Annotated in this window: 16 protein-coding genes, 1 tRNA gene and 2 pseudogenes; 9 read left to right on the top strand and 10 right to left on the bottom strand. The window is 53.6% G+C overall.

Annotation, left to right across the window (positions count from 1 at the left end; genetic code table 11):
- Nucleotides 1–15: 15 nt before the first annotated feature.
- The 3 genes from AGA_RS04675 to AGA_RS04665 all read left to right on the top strand — a co-directional run bounded on the left by AGA_RS04675 (nucleotide 16) and on the right by AGA_RS04665 (nucleotide 2,335).
- Nucleotides 16–507: a hypothetical protein gene (locus tag AGA_RS04675; RefSeq protein WP_059023240.1), complete on the top strand. Its 492-nt coding sequence runs from the start codon at nucleotides 16–18 to the stop codon at nucleotides 505–507.
- Between the two features lie 161 nt (nucleotides 508–668).
- A complete protein-coding gene (locus tag AGA_RS13410; protein WP_430740819.1) occupies nucleotides 669–866 on the top strand; it encodes a DUF3311 domain-containing protein in 198 nt (65 codons plus the stop codon).
- A complete protein-coding gene (locus tag AGA_RS04665) occupies nucleotides 863–2,335 on the top strand; it encodes a sodium:solute symporter family protein (RefSeq protein ID WP_059023238.1) in 1,473 nt (490 codons plus the stop codon). Before AGA_RS13410 ends, AGA_RS04665 begins: the two co-directional genes overlap by 4 nt.
- An 82-nt stretch (nucleotides 2,336–2,417) precedes the next feature.
- Here the strand turns inward: AGA_RS04665 and AGA_RS04660 are convergent, their stop codons facing one another.
- Nucleotides 2,418–2,801 carry a hypothetical protein gene (locus AGA_RS04660; protein ID WP_059023237.1) on the bottom strand — a complete coding sequence of 128 codons (384 nt, stop codon included), beginning with the start codon at nucleotides 2,799–2,801 and terminating at the stop codon, nucleotides 2,418–2,420.
- A 114-nt stretch (nucleotides 2,802–2,915) separates the two neighbouring features.
- Between AGA_RS04660 and alkB the strand changes: the two genes are divergently transcribed.
- The 3 genes and pseudogenes from alkB (at nucleotide 2,916) to AGA_RS04645 (ending at nucleotide 7,315) form a co-directional block, all read left to right on the top strand.
- Complete coding sequence (gene alkB, locus AGA_RS04655; RefSeq protein WP_231946013.1) at nucleotides 2,916–3,605, top strand: DNA oxidative demethylase AlkB; 690 nt, start codon at nucleotides 2,916–2,918, stop codon at nucleotides 3,603–3,605.
- A gap of 121 nt (nucleotides 3,606–3,726) precedes the next feature.
- A pseudogene (locus AGA_RS04650) lies at nucleotides 3,727–4,805 on the top strand (serine hydrolase domain-containing protein).
- Nucleotides 4,806–4,993: 188 nt separating this feature from the next.
- Nucleotides 4,994–7,315: a TonB-dependent siderophore receptor gene (locus tag AGA_RS04645; protein ID WP_059023236.1), complete on the top strand. Its 2,322-nt coding sequence runs from the start codon at nucleotides 4,994–4,996 to the stop codon at nucleotides 7,313–7,315.
- A gap of 124 nt (nucleotides 7,316–7,439) precedes the next feature.
- Here the strand turns inward: AGA_RS04645 and AGA_RS04640 are convergent, their stop codons facing one another.
- From AGA_RS04640 to AGA_RS04615, 6 genes are all read right to left on the bottom strand, one after another.
- Nucleotides 7,440–7,808, bottom strand: coding sequence for a helix-turn-helix domain-containing protein (locus AGA_RS04640; protein WP_059023235.1), 369 nt, complete (start codon nucleotides 7,806–7,808; stop codon nucleotides 7,440–7,442).
- Nucleotides 7,809–8,305: 497 nt separating this feature from the next.
- On the bottom strand, nucleotides 8,306–8,977 hold the full coding sequence (locus AGA_RS04635) for a methionine ABC transporter permease (RefSeq protein ID WP_059023234.1): 672 nt from the start codon (nucleotides 8,975–8,977) through the stop codon (nucleotides 8,306–8,308).
- Nucleotides 8,958–9,938: a methionine ABC transporter ATP-binding protein gene (locus AGA_RS04630; RefSeq protein ID WP_059023233.1), complete on the bottom strand. Its 981-nt coding sequence runs from the start codon at nucleotides 9,936–9,938 to the stop codon at nucleotides 8,958–8,960. Before AGA_RS04630 ends, AGA_RS04635 begins: the two co-directional genes overlap by 20 nt.
- On the bottom strand, nucleotides 9,935–10,750 hold the full coding sequence (locus AGA_RS04625) for a MetQ/NlpA family ABC transporter substrate-binding protein (RefSeq protein ID WP_059023232.1): 816 nt from the start codon (nucleotides 10,748–10,750) through the stop codon (nucleotides 9,935–9,937). The genes AGA_RS04630 and AGA_RS04625 overlap by 4 nt, the downstream gene beginning before the upstream one ends.
- A 181-nt stretch (nucleotides 10,751–10,931) precedes the next feature.
- Nucleotides 10,932–12,356 carry an FAD-binding oxidoreductase gene (locus AGA_RS04620; RefSeq protein WP_059024647.1) on the bottom strand — a complete coding sequence of 475 codons (1,425 nt, stop codon included), beginning with the start codon at nucleotides 12,354–12,356 and terminating at the stop codon, nucleotides 10,932–10,934.
- Between the two features lie 27 nt (nucleotides 12,357–12,383).
- Nucleotides 12,384–13,844: a mannose-1-phosphate guanylyltransferase/mannose-6-phosphate isomerase gene (locus tag AGA_RS04615; protein ID WP_059023231.1), complete on the bottom strand. Its 1,461-nt coding sequence runs from the start codon at nucleotides 13,842–13,844 to the stop codon at nucleotides 12,384–12,386.
- A gap of 305 nt (nucleotides 13,845–14,149) precedes the next feature.
- Between AGA_RS04615 and AGA_RS04610 the strand changes: the two genes are divergently transcribed.
- Nucleotides 14,150–15,652, top strand: a complete 1,503-nt coding sequence (locus tag AGA_RS04610; RefSeq protein ID WP_059023230.1) for an aldehyde dehydrogenase family protein — start codon at nucleotides 14,150–14,152, stop codon at nucleotides 15,650–15,652.
- A 55-nt stretch (nucleotides 15,653–15,707) separates the two neighbouring features.
- Here AGA_RS04610 and AGA_RS04605 read toward each other — a convergent pair whose 3' ends face one another.
- The 3 genes from AGA_RS04605 to AGA_RS04595 all read right to left on the bottom strand — a co-directional run bounded on the left by AGA_RS04605 (nucleotide 15,708) and on the right by AGA_RS04595 (nucleotide 17,959).
- The gene (locus tag AGA_RS04605) at nucleotides 15,708–17,048 is read right to left on the bottom strand and encodes a GntT/GntP/DsdX family permease (RefSeq protein ID WP_059023229.1); all 1,341 of its coding nucleotides are present in this window, start codon (nucleotides 17,046–17,048) and stop codon (nucleotides 15,708–15,710) included.
- Between the two features lie 345 nt (nucleotides 17,049–17,393).
- Nucleotides 17,394–17,469: transfer RNA gene (locus tag AGA_RS04600), tRNA-Glu, on the bottom strand.
- A 52-nt stretch (nucleotides 17,470–17,521) separates the two neighbouring features.
- Entirely contained in the window at nucleotides 17,522–17,959 is a 438-nt protein-coding gene (locus AGA_RS04595) for an energy transducer TonB (protein WP_083503544.1), read from the bottom strand.
- A gap of 594 nt (nucleotides 17,960–18,553) precedes the next feature.
- Here AGA_RS04595 and AGA_RS04580 point away from each other — a divergent pair.
- Both AGA_RS04580 and AGA_RS04575 read left to right on the top strand, forming a co-directional pair.
- On the top strand, nucleotides 18,554–19,030 hold the full coding sequence (locus AGA_RS04580; protein ID WP_083503666.1) for a DUF2946 domain-containing protein: 477 nt from the start codon (nucleotides 18,554–18,556) through the stop codon (nucleotides 19,028–19,030).
- A 96-nt stretch (nucleotides 19,031–19,126) separates the two neighbouring features.
- Nucleotides 19,127–21,291: pseudogene (locus tag AGA_RS04575) on the top strand (TonB-dependent receptor).
- Nucleotides 21,292–21,340: the final 49 nt, after the last annotated feature.

Raw genomic sequence — 21,340 nt, 5'->3', positions numbered from 1 at the left:
GGAAAGACCTTCTTGATGAAACGTTTTTTCGCGCTTTGCATCCTGTTACCCGGTTTGGATGCTGCCACCTTCCACCACACAGCAGCAGCCCAGACAGTGCTTGATAACAGCGCCCAAAAGGCTTCCCCTTTCGTCAAGGCCACCCTTAAAACACTCACGGAACGTTTTTCCACTGCGCACCCCAAGTTCCGCAACCTTGCTGTACATACCAACAGCGACAAAAAGCAGGTCGTTTGCGGGCAGGTCAGCCTGAGCGAAAATAAAGCTCCAGCAGAAGAAAGCTTCATGTCCTTTGGGGCGGCGGAAGATTCGGAACAGCCCGTGGTCTATGAAGCACGGACAATCCCAGCAACGCTGGACTCGCGCGAGGCCAACCAGTGGATCAACCACGGTGCTGATCTGGAAGAGCTGGAAGAGCTTGGCTGTGTGCCTGAAGGCAGCTACCGCCAGTATGGCGATACGCTGAACAAGGTTCTGCAGGATCACAAAATTAACACAACGCGCTAACCCCGCCCGCCCCTGTTCTTAACGATCGCGTTATAACAGGGGCATACCTGATGCGCAAAAAACACAATTCAGATTATACTCGCCTGAAAACGCTTCAGGCATAATTGACACAAGCCGGTTTCCATCGGCATGTTCAGCCGGTTGCGAACAAAAATAACAAAATAAGCCGGTTTTCTGAAATGAAATATCTCAATCTCCTCCTTCTGCTGCCCTTTTTGGGTCTGCTCTGGACTCCGCTGTATGACCGGCATGACCCGGTTCTGCTCGGATTTCCCTTCTTTTACTGGTACCAGTTCGCCTGGGTTCCGGTAACATCCGTCCTCATCTGGGTCGTATGGAAGAAGGGCGACCACGCATGAACGCCATCAATCCATGGGCGCTTGGCGTCTTTATCCTCTTCTTTGCCGCAACCATTGTGATCGGGTCTTCCATCCAATGGATACGGGGATTATTCAGCAAAAAAACCGGAGGCACTTCCCACGAGGAATGGTCTTTGGGCAACCGTGGCTTTGGGCCGTGGGTCACGTGGTTCTTGGTCGGTGGGGATTTTTATACGGCTTATACCGTTATTGCCGTACCTGCGCTGGTTTACGCAGCAGGGGCTTATGGTTTTTTTGCCCTGCCCTACACCATTATTGTTTATCCGTTCATTTTTCTTGTCATGCCCAAGCTGTGGAAGATCGCACGGGAGGGGGGACACGCTACCGCGGCCGATATTGTTCGCGCCCGGTTTGACAGCCGCGCACTGGAAGTTGTGGTAGCGCTGACCGGCCTTGTTGCCGTCATGCCTTACATTGCGCTCCAGTTAATTGGTATCCGCACCGTTATTCAGGCGCTTGGCTTACCGGGGGATCTGCCCCTCATCATCGCATTTCTGTCACTGGCCGCTTACACATGGCTTGGCGGCTTACATGCCCCCGCCCTGACCGCCTTTATCAAGGACATTATGATCTATATCGCCGTGCTTGTGGCAGTTACGGTCATTCCCCTGCACACTGGCGGTTATGGCGCTCTGTTTGCCTCGGTTGACCATGCGCAGGCCGTTCTCAAACCCGGTCAGGGGCTCCCTTACGCTACGCTTGCGCTTTCTTCCGCTCTGGCAGCCTTTTTGTACCCGCATACCCTTACAGGGATCTTGGCATCCCGCTCGGCCGATACCATTCGGCAGAATGCCGTGTTCCTGCCCATTTACACCATTGTACTAGGGCTGATTGCCATGCTTGGCTTTATGGCGCACGCCGCGGGCATTGTCACAACCAACAACTCCATGGTTGTGCCAATGTTGTTCCAGAAGGTCTTTCCCGCATGGTTTGCGGGGTTCTGTCTGGCTGCCATTGCGGTCGGTGCACTGGTGCCTGCTGCTGTTATGGCCATTGGGGCTGCCAACCTTGTCACCAGCAACCTTCTGCCTCCGCAAAAAGACCCTGTCCGCACCAGCCGCCTGACATCGCTGGTGGTCAAACTAGGTGCGTTGGTCTGCGTACTGTTCCTGAATGCCCAGTTCGCCATTGACTTCCAGCTTCTTGGCGGCGTGTTCATTCTGCAAACCTTCCCCGCCCTCATTCTGGGCCTGCTGAAGGTACGCTTTTCAACCATAGCCATGCTGGCAGGCTGGCTGGTTGGAACCGTGTTCGGAGTCAGCCTGTGTTGGATGGATGGGCTCAAACCTATTCATCCGGTTAATCTGGGGCTGGTCTCTGGCAATGTCTCCACTGGCCTGCTGGCGCTGGGCGTCAACCTTGTCATTGTGATCGTGGTTTCGGCCTGCTACCCGGCCAAAAAACCAGCTAACGCCACCAAACAGGATGGGGTGGAAAACCCAGCCTGAAAACCGCAGCCTTCAGATACAACAAAAAGGGATGGTCCTTACCGGGCCATCCCTTTTTTTGTAAGATCAGCCGTAAACAGACCTACAGACTAAGCAGAATAGCCGGGGCAGCATCCCCACCACCGGGCTGAAAGCTCTGAACCTGTTCGCGCACAACATCGTACAAGTCTATGCCGCAACGCCGAGCTGGCTCGACCATCTGCTCATAAATTTCTTCCAACAGGTAGTTTTTCTGGCCATCCTCGCTCAACCGCAGTGGAGAGCGCCTGTTATTCTGACACAGCGTGAAAAATGACCTCAGTGCCGCCTGCCCCTGCGGTTCCAGCCCTGCAACCGTGCTGGCAAAAAAGTCCACCTCTGCATTCAGCCCTACAAAAACCCCACGAAAAAGCGCACGTGGAACCTGAAAGCTGATAAGAGCCGGAATACCGCCAATAAGCATAATATCCTGTACAGACGAGGGCATTGTTGCTTTCTGAGTCCTTGCAAGCTGAAGCGGTGTTTGGCAATGCTGATAGCACTCTTACATCCTGTGCCAAAGAGTGTACCAGGTCGCAAACAGTTTTCATCAGGAGCCGCTATGACACGCTCCCCCATACCAACCCAACAAATGGATCTGCTGTTGCCAGACACACGCCCCGAGCGTGAGCAACTGGAGCCCGGAGCCATCCTTTTACGGCAGTTTGCGGCAGAGCAGGAGAAGGAGCTTCTCTGCGTGCTGGCTCAGGTTGAACAGCAGGCTCCCTTCCGCCACATGCGCACACCGGGTGGAGGCACCATGTCTGCCGCCATGACCTGTTGTGGCAACTGGGGGTGGGTCAGTTCCCCACAAGGCTACACATATACGACACAAGACCCGCTCAGCCACCACCCATGGCCACCCATACCAACGGTGTTAAGCCACTTGGCGCAAAAAGCCGCGCAAGCCGCTGGTTATGACAAGTTTATCCCTAATGCCTGCCTGATCAACCGTTACCAGACCGGCTCCCTCATGGGATTACATCAGGACAAGGATGAGCAGGACATCATGCAGCCCATTGTCTCGCTCTCACTCGGGCGAACTGGTCTTTTTATGTGGGGCGGCAAAAAACGGAACGACAGGGTGCGGGTTCTTGCCCTTGAACATGGAGATGTACTGGTTTGGGGTGGTCCGGCCCGCTTGCATTATCATGGTATTAAAGGCCTTGCTCCCCAACCGCACCCATTAACAGGTCTGACGCGGTTCAACATAACCTTTCGATATGTCGCCATTCCTTCCTCCCAACCATGACAGGCCTAACGTGGCACATTTGCACGCAGTTCCCGGTTTATCCCGCCGTACCCTCCTGCATATGGGGCTCTTCGGCGCTACCTGTGTGGCAGGACCACTTTGGTCAGCCCATGCCCAGCCCATGCCAAACGATCCATTTTCTCCTGTAGAGGCAATTTTTCGCAAAGCCATACAGGATGGCAAAATGCCCGGAGCGGTCGCGGCCATCGGACATGAAGGGCAGATGGTGTGGAAAGGCGTTTTTGGGCATCGCGCCCTAACGCCCACAGTAGAAGCCATGACATGGGACACCATTTTTGACATGGCATCCTTGACCAAAGTTCTGATAACCGCCCCTGCAATCATGCAATTTTATGAGCGTGGCCTTATCACGCTCGATAAACCTGCCTGCCATTATCTGCCTGCCTTTGCCGCCAACGGCAAACAGAACATTACCATTCGCCAGTTGTTAACACATTATTCTGGATTGGCCCCAGATCTGGACCTGAGCTTTGCATGGCAAGGCAAACAGACTGCTGTGCAGATGGTCATGAACAGCCAGCCACAAACCCCACCCGGTGAACGTTTTGTTTATAGCGACATTAATTTTATAACGCTGGGGCTCATTGTCGAACAGCTTTCCGGCCAATCCCTTGCGCACTATGCAACCGCGCATATTCTTAAACCTCTTGATCTCAACAATTCTTTTTTCTACCGACTGCAAAACAAAAACCCGACATTGCCCCAACCCAGTATGATGAAAATGGCACGTTGCTCCGTGGCGTTGTGCATGACCCCACAACACGACGCATGGGTGGCGTAGCGGGTCATGCCGGGCTGTTTTCCTGCGCTCAGGATACTGTTTTTTACGCTCAGGCACTCCTTAACAAACTAGCTGGACTACCCTCGCCTTTTCCCCTGCGGGCAGAAACCCTTTACCTTATGTCCACACCTCAACAACCTGCGGGAAAAACAGACCTACGCGGGTTGGGATGGGATATCGCAACACATTATTCCACAGCCCGTGGTGCTTATTTTCCCGCCACCTCTTTTGGGCATACGGGCTTTACCGGCACCTCTATCTGGCTGGACCCAACCAGCCGCAGCTTTGTTATTATTCTGACCAACCGGGTACACCCCAAGGGACAAGGGAATGTGGTTTCCCTGCGCAGGGATGTTGCCACAGCAGCAGCCCTTGCCTTGCGCTCTACAGGCTATTGAACACACAACCCTCTGTTTTTATAGAATTTTCCACGTAATCAGAGCAGGTGTGTTATTCTTGCATCACTCTGTGGTTATATTCACTCATATATAGGTTTGTGTGCGCTGATATATAGACAAACACCATCTGGCCCCGGCAGAAGAAGCGCACCCCTTGTTCTTTTTCATATTCCGGACCAGCCAGATCCATGCACGATCGTTTTCATACTCTTTTCGCCACCGGAGCATTTGGCGCACTCCTGCTAACGACATCGGCTTTGGCCGCTCCCCCCGTTGCTTCCTCGCAACAGGCGGCCTCCGGCAAAAAAGCCGCCGTTAAAGCCAGCGCTGCAAAAACACCTGCACCACAGACCACCACCCCAATTGCAGGGATACTGGATGGTTCCAATGGCGAAACAGTCAACGTTCATGGCCACCATGCGGCTGACGGAACTGGCGCCAAATATATGAACAAGATCGTGTACCTCGGCCCCTTGGGAAACCGGGATACTCTGGATACGCCTTATTCTGTTATGGGTGTACCGCATGACGTGGTAGTCAACCAGCAAATCCGCAACATTAACGACATGGCGGAATATTTGCCGTCCGTGCAGCTCGAAATCCGAGGCGACCCCAACACATCCCGCCCGCAGTCCCGCGGGTTTGAAGCTGATGTGGTCGCCAACTCTCGCCTTGATGGGTTGAATGTGGTTTCCACCACACCTTATCCGGCGGAGTGGGTGGACAACCTGCAGGTGCTCAACGGTCTGGCTGGGGCCATGTATGGGCCGCAAAACCCGGCTGGTGTGTTTGAATACACACTCAAACGCCCCACCGACCGACGGACGGAACGCCTTTCCGTCGGGGTGGATTCCATCGGCACCCCCACAGTTAATGGCGATATTTCCGGCCGCGTCGGCAAAAATGGCTGGTTTGGCTACCGCCTGAACATGCTGCACGCCAATGGCACAGCCTATACGCAAGGTAGCTGGATCCGGCGTGAAATGGTTAGCGCCGATTTTGACATTCACCTGGATGACAAGACGGTTATCGAACTGGACGCCAGCCATTACACATACGTTGAACGCGGAATGGCCCCCGGCTTCAACATGGGTTCTGGCGTCACGCAGTTGCCTGAAGCCCCCGATCTGGGCAAAACCCGGCTCGGACCGGACTGGGCTGGTTTCAACATGGAAACCAATACGTTTCTGGCGAAGATCAAACATCAGATCAATAATGACTGGAGCTTTACTCTCGGCGGCCTCTATCAGGACGCCATGCGACAGGCATTTAGTGCGACTGATACTTTAACAAACAATACTGGCAGCATCACACAGGCCGTCAACGCCGCCACGTCGGCAAATGACTTCCGCGTTGGTAGTAATATGGCTTACATTAACGGCCGTGTTCATACGGGCCCCCTTCAGCATGACTTGGTCATTGGTACCAACGGTTACATGATGGGCAACTACAACCCGACAAAAGGAAGCTCAGTTACATCTGCCTCCAGTGCCAGTGGCTGTAATATATATTCTGACTGTTCTTTTTCTGGCAAACAGCCATATTACTCTGGACACTATAAATCTGCCGAGATTTTTACCCAATCCATGATTCTTGGCGATACTATGCGGATCAACAAACACTGGTCCATCATGGGTACGCTCGCCTGGAGTTGGATCAGCCAGCATAACTACCTCAACCCGTTGACCAGTAAGAATAATCCCAAACCAAAATCCTATGATGCCGCGTTTAGTCCTACGGTTAGCCTAATGTACAAACCAACGGACAATCAGAGTTTTTACTTTACGTACGGTCGGGCCATTCAGCCTGGTCAGGGCGCTGCATCCAACAGTTCTGTCACCAATAGCACGCAATTACTTGATGCTTCGCGTTCTGAAGAATATGAAGTTGGTTACAAACTTCGCTACAAAAAGTTTTCGTTTAATGTGGATGGTTTCCGCATCACCTCCCCCTATGCTTACTACCTGATAACAGGAAAAACATCGGCAGGAGCCAACCTGTACACATACACTTATGCCGGAACGCAGCGGAATTATGGTGTGGAAGCCCAGCTATCTGGAGAAATTCTTCCTAACCTGTCTGCTCTGGCTGGCGTAACATGGATTGACTCACAGGTCGTCAACAGCCCACTGGGGAATAAGGAAGCTGTTGGTGTAGCTCCCATTCAGGCCAATCTGCTGCTTGATTATCGTCTACCCGCTTCTCTGGGCCCTATTGCGTCACGCGCAGCCTTTAATGCCAATGTCCATTACGTTGGAAGCCGCGCCGCCAATATTCAGAACAACATCTTTACCGGGTCCTACACAACGCTTGATTTAGGTGCGCGCTACGCATTCCACGTTGCAAACTTCCCTTGGGTCGCACGCTTCGGGGTAAGCAACGCTACAAACGAACGTTATTGGGCATCCGTATATGCTGGCCCGGGTGCGAATACCAATGGTGCATCAGCATCCAGCCTGTATGCAGGCCTACCGCGTATCTACCATTTTACTCTTTCTATGGAGTTCTAATCGCTTAGCTGGGTGGGAACTCATATTCCCACCCAGCCATATTGTTTCTGCCGTGTGACCCCGGCGAACAGTCTCTTTCCACTGGAAGCAAATATTTCTGCTTCCAGTCGGACATAAACTCAGATCAGTTTTCCAGCTGTACGGTTTTGGCCTGCCGTTCCAGCCACTTCTGAGCTGAAACTTTGCGCGACGGGTCAAGCATTCTGTATAGTGAGACCACATCCCGTTCATCGGGTGAGACAATCAGGTCTATATCTTCCTGCACATACCCCGTCAGAAACACTTCTGGGTCCACATGGAACAAGGCTGCCAGTTTAGGAATGTGTTTACGAGCACTTCCCTCGCGCCCGGTTTCCCAAAATGCTATGGCGGGGCGCGATACGCCAAGCGCGTCCGCAACCTGCTGCTGCGTCAGACCTGCGGTTTTCCGAAGAATTTTGATCCTCTGGCCAAGTTCAAGACCCGGTGAGACAAGAGTGTCTAACTGACCCATTCCAACTCCTCCACTTTACCTCACTGCGGCAGAATATTTACCAAAGAAAATTCGCACCACATTTTAAATATACAGAGTATCCAGCCCGCTCTGTCTCAAATCATAACTTATGAGAAAAGCGGATAGCCTATGCGTTTATAAGCTCATGCCATAGTGATAACACATGCTTGAATATGTGCAAGAAATTACACATCGTTAATTTATTAATTCTCTAATACTCAAAAAAATCTTCTGCTTTCTGCCGATTACAACTCTCTCAAAAACTATAAAAATCTACCAAGAAAACTTTATTAATGCATTGATATACAAACGAAAAATAGAGAATGAGAATGCTTCTTATCGTATTTTCCCACTCTCGGAAAACATCTCAGAAAAAAATTACAGGACATTTAAATTTTGATCGTAGAATTGATGAGCGTCAAAAAATAAAGGAGTGACTCGAAATTGGAGCCACCCCGTTCAACAAAACCTTGATCCCAAAAACCAACACAGGTTGTTCAATTCCTGCCAGCAGGCTGCGTGTGCCGTAAATACTGCGCCAGCAAATTACCCGCCCCCTGCAACAGCATGACCAGAACAACCAGAACCGCCACAACTCCCAGCATGACAGTGGTATTAAACCGCTGGTACCCATAACGGATTGCCAGATCACCCAGCCCACCGGCACCAATAGCGCCCGCCATAGCCGATGCTCCCACAAGGGTCACCAACGTGACTGTAAAGCCGGAAATCAACCCCGGTAGGCTCTCTGGCAACAAGACATAGCGCACGACCATCCACCGTGTTCCTCCCATGGCCCGTACGGCATCCACCAGCCCTGCATCCACTTCCCGCAGGGAAACTTCAGCAATACGGGCAAAATACGGAATAGCCGCAATGGACAGGGGAACAATGGCTGCCGTTGTACCCAGAGCCGTGCCAACAACCATCCGTGTAAAAGGAATCAATAGGACGAGCAGAATAATAAATGGTACCGCCCGCACAGCATCCACAATCGCACCTAATGTGCGGGAAAGAAGCGGCAAGGGATAAAGCCCCGTTGGCGCAGTCAGCACAAGCAGCACAGCCAAAGGCAGACCACCTGCAACAGCCAGCAGTCCTGAGGCCAGAACCATTTCCAAAGTTTGGGCTGTGGCTTGCCAGAGCAGATTAAGAATAAGCCGGGACATAACCAATTACCTCGGCCGCACAGGCATGAGCCTGAAGAGCATTCATGGTGGAAACAGAAAGGCCATCAGTCTGCACAACCACATCCAGCAGCCCTTCCCCTTCGGTTGCGGGCAACGTGTGCAGCAGGGAAAACTTGGCCTGACACTGCTGCTCCAGCGTTTGCAGCAATGGCGTAAACATGGCTTGTGCAGTAACCGTCAGCCGCACTATGGCATGGCTACCATCCAATGGGGTTTGGCTCAGGTTAGTGGGCAGAATGGATTCCAACTGGTTGGCATCCAGAATATCGGACGGTGTGCCACGGCCAACAATCCGGCCTTTTTCCAATACCAGAACCTGTTGCGCCAAGCGACGTACAACGTCCATTTCGTGCGTAATAAAAACAATGGTCAGGCCAAGCACACGATTAATGTCGGCCAGAAGCGCAAGAATGGCCTCTGTTGTTTCCGGGTCTAGCGCCGAGGTCGCCTCATCACACAACAACAGGGCCGGATGTGCCGCCAAAGCACGAGCAATACCGATACGCTGCTTTTGTCCGCCAGAAAGCATGGACGGGTATTTATTGGCATGGTCCGCCAACCCGACCAGATCCAGCAGTTCGGCCACACGCTTATGCCGCTGCTCTTTGGGCATACGGGCAATTTCCAGCGGCAAAGCCACATTGGCCGCAACTGTGCGGGATGTCAGCAGATTGAAGTGCTGAAAAACCAGCCCGATCCTGCGCCGCAGTAGCACAAGTCTGGCTTCCGGCAGGCTCGCCATATCCTCCCCTTCCAGCAGAATTCTGCCAGACTGGGGGCGGTCCAAACCGCTAAGGCAACGCAAAAGGGTGGATTTACCAGCCCCTGAACGCCCGATAATACCCAACCTGCTCCCCTTACCCACGGTAAAGGAAATATCGTGCAGGGCAGCCTGTCCACCAAAGGACCGGTTAAGACGTTCGACTTCCAGAAGGTTCATGGCCACGATGGCAACACAGCGCCATGGAATGCCTTGTCCAGAGCCTGCCGCACATTGGGCTGCTGGTAAGCATTAACCAGTTTGGCAACCCAAGGAGCCGACTTATCAGCCTCGTTTACGGCAATAATGCACGTATACGGATTATTTTCCGTCGCTTCCTGCGCAATACGTGTTTTTTCAATATCAACGCCCACCTTCTTGGCCCAGTCGGTGTTGATAACCGCTGCATCCAAATCGGTTAACGCGCGCCCGACTACACCGGCATCCAGCTCACGAATACTGATATTACGTGGGTTTTCGGTAATATCCAGTGCAGTTGGCGTATTCCCAGCGTCAGCCGCAAGCTTGATAAGCCCCAGCTTTTGCAGCAGCAACAGGGCCCGCCCCTCGTTTGTCGGGTCATTGGGCACCCCGATCACGGCCTTATCCGGCAGCGCTTCAACAGATTTCCAACGCGTTGAATACAAGCCAATGGGGGCGACATAGGTATGCCCGACCGGCACAATCGTGTAGCCTTTCGCCTTATTCTGGGCATCCAGAAAAGGGCCATGCTGGAAGGCATTGGCATCCAGTTCATGCTCCGCCAACGCTTCGTTCGGTGCGTTATAATCTGAGAAGGTTATCAGTCTGAGTTCCAGCCCATCCTTGGCCGCGTTAGCTGCCACAACGGGCCAGACGTCCTCATCCTCCCCTGCCATAATACCGACACGCACGACCTGAGACGCGGCTTGGGCAGTACGACCAGCCAGAGCGTATGCAAAGGCAACACCGCCTGCCAGTATAAACCGGCGGGAAAGAACGGAAGAAACCATCACTGACAAACCCCGCAATAAGAACGCAGACAAAACAATAAATCACTATATGTTTTGCTTAAATAAAATATAGCACCTAATTGTCAAGTTTATTTGTGGTGATCTCTAGTCTTCAATGCAGGGGGCAACACATGAACAACGCCCGGTGTTGCCCCCTTAATACAGTCCGCAGCAAACCTGCCTAGCCGATATAGGCCAACCCTTCCGGCAGGAGTTTACCGGGGTTGAGAATATTACGAGGGTCGAGCGCCATCTTTAATGTTCTCATCACTCCCAAAGCAGGCTCCCCATGTTCCTGCTCCAGAAACTCAAGCTTACCAACACCAACGCCGTGCTCACCACTGCATGACCCATCAAGCGCCAGCGCCCGCGCGACAATCTTGCGGTCAAGCTCCAATGCCTTTGCGTGCCCTGCTGCACTATCTTCCGTCATGATGAGGGTATGAAAATTGCCGTCGCCGACATGGCCCAGAATAGCAGCTTGCAAACCAGATACTTGAATATCGGCCTTAACGCCCACAATCAGGTCTGTCAGACGGGAAATAGGGACAATACAATCAGTACTGATAACCCGCGCCCCCGGCGACAGAGCTTTGGCAGCCCAGAAGGCGTTATGTCGCGCCTTCCATAACCGGTTGCGCTCATCTGGCGTGTCTGCCCAAGCAAACCCCAGCCCATTATTCTCCGTGGCCAGAGCTTCTGTTACCTCAATCTGTTCGCGCACGGAGGCTGGGCCACCCGCGAACTCAAAAAACAATGTCGTAATCGGGCGGAGTTCATCCAGACCGGAATAACGGATACTGGCGGCCATCTGCACATCATCCATCAGTTCCACACGCGCAATTGGCACACCAGCCTGAATAATTTCCACAGCCGTGCGTACCGCGTCTTCCAGATTTTCAAACTGACAGATTGCGGCAGAAAGCTGCTCAGGAATCCCATGCAGGCGCAACTGGACTTCCGTAATAATGCCCAACGTGCCTTCCGAACCGATAAACAGGGACGTCAGATCATATCCGGTAGAAGATTTCCGAACCCGTCCACCTGTTTTTATAACTTCGCCATTTGCCATGACGACAGTCAAACCAAGCACATTTTCCTTTATCGTTCCGTAATGCACGGCTGCGGTGCCAGATGCACGGGTCGCACACATACCCCCCAAAGTCGCCTCACCACCCGGATCAACAGGGAAAAACAACCCTGTATCCCGTAGGCGAACATTCAGTTCCTGCCGGGTCAAACCGGCCTGCACACGGCAGTCCATATCCGCGGCATTAACCTGCAAAACTGCCGTCATGCGGGACAGGTCAAGGCTCACTGCGTGTTCGGGCGGCGTAACATGCCCCTCGACCGAAGTCCCCGCTCCAAACGCCACGACAGGAACATACGCAGCGTGGCAGAGTGCGAGAACGGTTGAAACATCTTCCGTTGTTTCAGCAAATACAACACCGGCGGGCAAACGTGCCAGTTCCAACGCTTCACCATGACTGTGTGCCTCACACACAGACTGATTGGTGGAAACTTTTTCCCCCAGATAATCCTTCAATTGTGCCAAAACAGCAGTAACACGCCCCGCTGCATGGGGAACAAAAGAAATACTCTGCATTTTCTTTTCCCCAATCATTCCAATACTTCAAACCGTCCGGCTATAAATATCTTCAAACCGAACAATATCATCTTCACCAAGGTACGGCCCTGACTGCACCTCAATCAAAGTTACGGGAATACGGCCAGGATTTTCCAACCTGTGCATGGTCCCCAAAGGTAGATAGATGCTCTCATTCTCCCGCACAATAACCTGCTCGTCACCACGGGTCACAAGCGCGGTACCTTCGACCACCACCCAATGTTCGGCACGATGATAGTGTTTTTGTAAAGAGAGTTTCTGACCGGGCCTGACGACAATTTTCTTGACCTGAAAACGGTGGCCTTCCGTCAGCGCCTCGTAATGCCCCCAAGGACGGTAGGTCATACGATGCGTATCCGCCTGTGAGGCTTTGTCTTTTTTTAGTCTCTGCACAAGTGTTTTCACATCCTGCGCCCGATCCTTGCTAGCAACCAGAACTGCATCCTGCGTTGCCACAACGACCAGACCATCCACCCCCAGCACAGCAGCCAGCATACCATCTGTGCGGACATAGGACTGGCTGACATCCTCCAGCACAACATGTCCGTGCGTCACATTCCCTTGTGCGTCCTTTTGCCCCAGATCCCACAGAGTGTCCCAGCTTCCTACATCCGACCAGCCAAAACTACCCGGCACAACTGCGGCCATGTCCGTCCGCTCCGCTACAGCATAATCGACCGAAATATCAGGAGATTTACAGAAACTCTCGGGGTCAAGGCGTTGAAAATCCATATCTGTCTTACGTTTTTCAACAGCCTCGCGGACAGTGGCATACAGAGCGGGTTCATAACGTTCTATTTCGGACAAAAATGTTTGTGCACGCACAACAAACATGCCCGAATTCCACAAATAACCACCCTGCGCCAGAAATGCTTCCGCCTTGTCTTTATCCGGCTTTTCCACAAACCGGCTGACTTTGTACACCCCCGGCAGATCAGGAATAGGATGGCCCTGCTCAATATAACCGTAACCCGTTTCCGGCCTTGTAGGAGTCATACCGAATGTAACCACATAGCCTGCTTTGGCGGCCATAACGGCATGGTCCAACGCCACATGCAGTTTGGGTTCATCTTCTATGGCCGCATCCGCAGCCATCACCCACAACACGGCATCGGGGTTTTGTTCGGCCACAACAAACGCGGCGGCGGCAATAGCTGGCGCTGAATTACGCCCTTCGGGCTCCAGAATAATCCGGGCATCCTGTATGCCAACATCGCGGAGCTGTTCCGCAATAATAAACCGATGTTCGCCATTGCATACAACAACCGGATTTGTCAGCCCTCTGGACTGCCCCCGTAAAGCCGTATCCTGCAAAAGCGTAAAATTGGTAAGCAAAGACCAGAACTGCTTGGGAAAACTCCCGCGGGAGACAGGCCATAACCGGCTGCCCGCACCGCCAGAAAGGATAACTGGCACAACCGTGGTATCCCCTGCTCCGCCATAGGAGCCCTCTTTGCTACCAACCATGCGCCATCATCCTCGCCATCCCTGCTGCTCTACCAAAGCAGACCTATAACATTCCGTAATACAAGCCCCTTTCCGTGACAATCATTCCATATCCTCAAAGCCAGTCCCATCCTCACGCGCACGTGATGCGATATCCCTTGCATGGGCACTTTTGACTATATATCTGCGTATATCGTTTACGGGACCAGACCCGTCCTGTTTCCGGTCCAACTTTCCGCCTGCTGTTTGTAAGAATCAAACCCAGCTCCGCTCTCAACATCAACCGGTTCTGAGTTGGTTCTTTTTACCAAGTGCTGGAGCATCTTATGAGCGTCAATCAGGCCCCTCCTTATAAAACCCGTTATGAAAATTATATTGGCGGAAAGTGGAAAGCGCCCGTCAAAGGCATTTACATGCAAAATGCCTCTCCCATAGACGGGCGTATTCTTTGCGAAGTTCCCCAATCCAGCGCTGAAGATATAGAGTGTGCGCTGGATGCGGCCCACGCTGCTTTTCCATCATGGGCGCGCACACCCGCCGCCGAACGGGCGGGCCTGCTCCTTAAGGCCGCTGACCGCATGGAAGCGAACCTGAACCTGCTGGCCCGCGCGGAAACATGGGATAACGGCAAACCAATCCGCGAAACGATAACCGCTGACATTCCACTTGCCGTTGACCATTTCCGCTATTTTGCAGGCTGTCTCCGTGCGCAGGAAGGCACGCTGAGCGAGATAACGGACACAACCATTGCCTACCATTTTCATGAACCCTTAGGCGTAGTGGGACAGATTATTCCATGGAACTTCCCCATTCTCATGGGCGCATGGAAGCTGGCCCCAGCACTGGCCGCAGGGAATTGCGTGGTCATGAAACCCGCAGAAACTACGCCAGCCAGCATACTTGTGCTTATGGAACTGATTGGTGATCTTTTTCCCGCAGGCGTGCTCAACATTGTTAACGGTCTGGGACGGGACGTGGGAGCGGCTCTTTCCACAAGTCCACGCATTGCCAAAATTGCCTTCACCGGGTCCACGCCAACCGGCAAAATGATCGCCCATGCCGCAGCCGAAAACCTGATTCCGGCCACACTGGAACTGGGAGGGAAATCTCCCAATATCTTTTTTGCCGATGTGATGGATCAGGATGATGATTATCTGGACAAAGCTCTGGAAGGCTTTGCCATGTTTGCCCTCAATCAAGGGCAAATCTGCTCCTGCCCCAGCCGTGCACTGGTGCATGAAGCCATTTATGACCGCTTTATTGAACGTGCGTTGCCACGCATCAAAGCCATTCGCCAAGGCAACCCACTAGACCCCAACACCATGATGGGGGCGCAGAACTCCACCATGCAGCAACAGAAAATTCTGGATTACATTGCTATTGGCAAAAGCGAAGGGGCGCAGTTGCTTACCGGCGGTGGCAAGCCAGACCTTGGTACGGAACTCAACAACGGGTGCTACGTCCAACCCACGGTTTTCCACGGCAATAACCAGATGCGCATTTTTCAGGAAGAAATTTTTGGGCCTGTGCTGGCGGTCACGACCTTTAAAACAGAGGTAGAAGCCCTCGCCATTGCCAACGATACCCCCTTTGGCCTTGGCTCCGGTGTGTGGTCACGCAATGCCAACACCTGCTACCGCATGGGCCGCGGCCTGGAAGCCGGGCGGGTATGGATTAACTGTTACCACGTTTACCCAGCCCATGCGGCGTTTGGTGGCTACAAAAAATCAGGCATCGGGCGCGAAACACACAAAATGGTTCTGGAACATTACCAGCAGACCAAAAACATGCTGGTCAGCTACAGCGAAAAAAAGCTCGGTTTCTTTTAAAAAACAACAACACTCGGTGCAGGTGGCCCAGCTTACAAAAGCGCACCTGCCCACGTTATATGACAAGAGACAGGCATAAGCACAAAACCAGCCCCAAAACCGCAATAAGCGTCTCTACAACTGACCATGTCTTCAGTGCCTGCGGGACGGTAAGGCCCAAATATTCTTTTATCTGCCAGAACCCAGCATCACTCATAGGCCCAAACGCAACCGACCCAGCACCGGTCGCAATGACCATCAGTTCGGGCGAAACGTTATGAGCGTGCAGTAAAATAGGCCCCACAATACCTGACGACGTAGCCATGGAGACCGTAGCAGACCCACAGGCAACCCGCACAACCGCCGCCAGCAACCATGCCAGCAGCAAAAGCGGCATATGCACCCCCAACGCCATATTCGTAATGGCGTGGGATACTCCACTTTGCACCAAAACATGGCTAAACCCGCCTCCGGCCCCGACCAGCAGCATGATCAGTGCGGTAGGCCCCAGACATTCAGTCGAAAACTGCAAAACCGTCTCACGCGTAAAACCCCGCGCCAACCCTAGTGTGTAAAAAGACAGCAGTGTTGCCAGAATAAGGGCAATATCCGTGTTTCCCACACAATGCAGAAAAGTGTTCAACCCACTGCCTGCAAGGGTCATGCTATCTGCCATGGAGCCCCCCAACATGAGCAGGACAGGCAAAAGGATTGTCAGAACTGTAACCCCAAACCCCGGCAGATGGGCAGGCGGCTCCTTGCTAACAAACTGCGCAGCAAGCGGATTGTCCTCAGTCAGTTGCACATGGCGGGCGGCAAAACGACCAAAAACAGGCCCAGCCACAATACTTACAGGCACCCCAACCAGCAAACCAAGGAGAATACATTTTCCGATATTGGCCTGATATGCATCCACGGCCAGCAAAGCTGCCGGATGTGGGGGAATGAGCGCATGTGTGACCGAAAGTGCAGCACACATGGGTAAAGCAATACGCAACAGCGGTGTATTGGTGCGCGCAGCCAGCACAAAAGCTATGGGAATCAGGAGCACAAACCCGATTTCAAAAAAAACGGGCAATCCTACCAGCAGGCCAATCACCATCATGGCCCAGTCTGCGTATCTGCGCCCGGTCCAAGCAGAAACAGTAAGGGCAATCTGATCTGCACCACCGGATTCCGTCAGCATTTTTCCGAGCATTGTGCCCAGAGCAATCACAATACCCACATGCCCCAGAACATGGCCCGCTCCGGCTTCAAACGCACCTACGGCCTGCTCGGCGGACATACCCGCACCTAACGCGGTTATGATTGAAACCATCATCAGAACAATAAACGGATTAAGCCGCAGGCAGGTAATCATGAGGATGATTGCCACAATCGCCAAGGCAACAAGCATGAATGCAAATAACGAACTCATTTTTATTATTCTTTCATTTAAGTTCTGTTATTACTCTCTAAACCCTGTTTATCAGCATTATGCTCAAATCAAAACACTCAATGCTTTTATCCGCCTCCACGCAACGCCATATACCGGCTTGCATGAGACGTGACTATATCCATGGGATTTTAGGCTAATACCTGACGGCACACCCCATTCTACACGCTACGTGGCGAACGGAATGGCACTCCACCTAACTTGGTGAGGATTATTTTAAGACAACAATACTGTTGAAAAAAACGAGCGTACCGGTGAGTTCCAGAAAATCTGCACGCACTCCAGCAACAACACGTTACTGGATAACAAGAGCTTGAAGGCTCTATGTGGCGTCCCGTACGGGATTCGAACCCGTGTTGCCGCCGTGAAAGGGCGGTGTCCTAGGCCTCTAGACGAACGGGACAAGAGGCGTTGCACAGTCTCCTACTGGAAAACCGCACCCGACACAAGCGTAATTACTGGATATGAAAGCCAACCGGGATACGCCCGGTTACCACCGTGGACGCCGGAGCCGTGCAGTGCAGATTTTTTACGGTTTCTAACGCCTGATCATCCAAATCATCATACCCGGTGCTTTTGACCAGTCTGGCAGCAATAACCTGCCCTTTTTCATTAATGCTGACTTCAGCCACGGCCTCGCCCTCCTCGTGAAGATGCCGGGCCGAGACGGGGTAATGGGCCTCTGGCACAGAACAGGATAGCTGAAAGCTCCCCTTCTGACCGGCTGCCGCGGTGCTGGCAGGCGCAGCAGCTTGCCCACCTGTTGGGGCCACATCCGCTTTGGCACGTGCTGGCCCTGTTGTTTTTCCCATAGCCGTGGGGAGGGCGTTCGACTGAACCTCCGCCTTGCTGTGCTGCATATCATGCTGCATGGCGGGCCGTTGCTGTGCCATTTTTTTGGCAATGCCGGCACTTGCGGCAAATGGTCTGCTTCTGGCCGCACGGAAGGGGGCAGAACCTCCGGCATCTCGCGCCCCAAAGACGCCGCATCCATATCAGGCATATCTTTCATGGTGGGTAAGGGCTGCGTTTGCTGTTGAGAAGCCGTTTTATCCGCCTCTGCCTGACTGGCCGCTGACAAAGGTGCCCTAGGGGCTTCAAACAACATGGATACGGCCGCAGGCTGTTGTGTCCCCGTCTGGGGGGAGACCGTCATCATCAACCACACTGTCATAAGCACGTGCGCAAGAATGGCCAATGCAAAAGCCAGTAGCCAGACAGCACCGCTCTGCCGGGAAAGGCTTGAGGCAAGCCCCTCCCGCCCGGCAGCAGCCAGTTGCCCCACAGACACAGACGGAAGGTGCGCCCGCCCGCCAGTTGCCTGTTCCTGTCTATCTGTATGCCATCTGCTCACAGTGGGCCTCCGACTTAAACTATGGCATAGCCCTGTTTGATTTGACAGGCCGGGCCATAAAAGCGCAAACAGGGCGCCAGTTTGGCAAAGTGCCTGTTTGTGTCTGACAGTTGAAAAGTTTCTGATCCACCCTATGTCCCGTCGCAACCCCATTATTCGCGCGCTGCTTCTATGGCCGCTGGTCATGGTGACGTTGACGGGCCTGCTGGGGCTGATGGCACTTCAGTCACTCTCCCTGCCGGATGAACTACCCCGTGCAACGCTTATGCGCATCACGGGCATAGATATTGCACCCCGCATGGCGCAGGCGGCCCAACCGTCGCACTGCACCACCATGCACAGTGCCATGCACCACCTGCACTGCATGGCCAGCGCACAAAAGCATCAGCCAGCGCATCCAACCCACCATCATGATGAGGCAAGCTGCCCGCTTTGCCCATTGCTGGCATTTTTTGCAACACTCCCGGCAATCTTCCTGCTTCTGCCAGCCCCCGTTCTGCACTGGATCCGCCGTGGCAGCGCTGCCTCTGCTCCGCGCGCACCCCCTACCTGCGTTCTGGGACTTCCTCCTTCACGCGGACCACCATCCTCCCTGCTTCAGGCTTTCTGAAACTTCGCTCTCTGGCCCACAGCCCCGTGCTTTTGCGCGCGTATCCTGTCGGCCAGAGACCCTCTCAGTATGCTTTGAAACAGGGTTTTTCTGTTTATGTCTTATCCGTTCTATGCCCGCAGCCAGCGCAACTGGCTGTGGCTTGCGGCGGTGTGTGCGCTCCCGTGCGCTACACCCAGCCGTGCCGCAACTGTTGTAACCCTTCCGCGTGTCGATATTTCCACCGCGCAGGAAGATGCCGCTCTGGCCGACAGTCTTTTAAACGCATCACAGGTCGATAAAAGTTCGGCCCGCATGTCTCGCCTTTCCAGCCCGGATGCGGCATCACTCTTCCGCAACCAGCCAGGCTTCAGCAGTTATGGCGGTGGCCGGCTGGCCAACCTGCCTGTTTTAAACGGCATGGCAGACGACCGTGTGGCAACCGTTGTGGATGGCGTACGCGTTAACCCCGCCTGCCCCAACCACATGAATCCCGCCCTCTCCTACATTGACCCCGACAGCGTGGAGACCGCCACCAGCGTGGCGGGCCTGACATCCGTCAGCAATGGGGGGGACAGTCTTGGTGGCACAATAGACGTAGAGCGTGCGGACCCACGCTTTGCCCGCCACGGCAAAATTCTGTTTACAGGCCGGGCACGCGGCACCTACCGCAGCAATGGCGGCGGATACTCTGCCGCCGGCAGCATGACCGTCGCCAACGATACGTTCAGCCTGCGTTACAATGCCTCTTACGACCAGTCAGAAGACTACAGTGGCGGGGGCGGAATAGGTCGAATCGGCTCGACCGAATACCTGCGTTACACGCATGACGTGACCTTTGGCATCCATAAAAAAACCATCTTCTGGTGCTAACCTTTGGCCAGCAGGATGCCCCGCGTGAGGGGTTTGCCAACCAGTATATGGATATGACCAACAACCGCTCCACCTACGTCAACGGCAAGTATGTGGGAGACTTCAACTGGGGCACGCTGGAAGCGCGCGGCCACTGGCAACGCGTAACCCACGCCATGAACATGCTGGATGACAAAGGGGGCCACAGCGCCACCAAAGGCATGCCCATGAATGATGACCAGCGCTCAGCAGGCTATTCCATCAAAGCCACAATTCCTCTGGCCCGCCAGCACACACTACGCCTTGGCAGCTCGTTCGACCATGAAGGTCTACGGGACTGGTGGCCGCCCCTTACGGGGAGCACAATGATGGGGCCAAACACCTTCAACAACATCAATAACGGCCATCGGGACCGGTTGGGCCACTTTGCAGAATGGGAAGCCCAGTGGACTCCCCGCGTTTCCACCCTGCTTGGCCTGCGCAATGATCTGGTCATGATGAACACGGGCAATGTTTCGCCCTATTCATGGACCGGCATGATGAGTGCTGCGGATATAAAGGCTGCGGATAACTTCAACCGGATCAACCACGGGCGCACGGACGTCAACTTTGACGTAACAGCCCTGACGCGCTGGAGAACAACAGACAGCCTGACCATAGAGGCTGGCTACGCCCGCAAATCCCGCGCACCCAACCTGTACGAACGCTATGCGTGGGGACAGGGCGCCATGTCCTCCAAAATGATCGGCTGGTTTGGTGATGGCAACGGCTATGTTGGCAACCCGAACCTGAAATCCGAAATAGGGAACACCGCCAGCGTGACATTTGACTGGCATGACCCTACCGCTGCCCAGAGGTGGGGGCTAAAAGTGCAGCCCTATTACACCTATGTGCACAACTATATTAACGTCAATTTCGTGAAGCATTTAAGCACGAACAGTAATCAGTATATCTTTGAGAACCATAACGCCCAGATGTACGGCATTAACGCCTCCGGCCATTATACGGTGTGGAATACAAGCCGTTACGGAAAGGGGGAAATAACCGGAGTGCTCAACTGGGTGCGTGGGCAGGACAAGGTTACCCATACCGGCCTGTACCAGCAGATGCCCCTGAACGGCACACTGGGCCTGAACGAAACCATAGGGCCGTGGACAGGTCGGGCAGAAATGAACTTTGTCAAAGCCAAGGACACAGTGGACTCGCTGCGTAACGAACCCCGCACTCCCGGCTATGCGCTGCTAAACCTGAACGGCAGTTACAGCTGGAAGATGATGACCCTGACAGCGGGGATCGATAACGTGCTGAACCAAGCTTACTACATGCCTCTTGGCGGCATTCTGACATACGACCTGAAGCACGATGGCACACGCATGCCAATGCCGGGCATGGGGCGTTCGTTCAACGTCAGTCTTTCTGCCACCTTCTGATCTTTCGGCAGGTCTTCACCATACAAAAATGCCGTGCGCCTCATCCGCG

Origin of the sequence: Acetobacter ghanensis, from assembly GCF_001499675.1 — a bacterium.
Taxonomy (GTDB): Bacteria; Pseudomonadota; Alphaproteobacteria; order Acetobacterales; family Acetobacteraceae; genus Acetobacter; species Acetobacter ghanensis.
The sequence above is the reverse complement of the archived record's forward strand: the minus strand, read 5'-3'. Positions and strand labels throughout refer to the sequence as shown.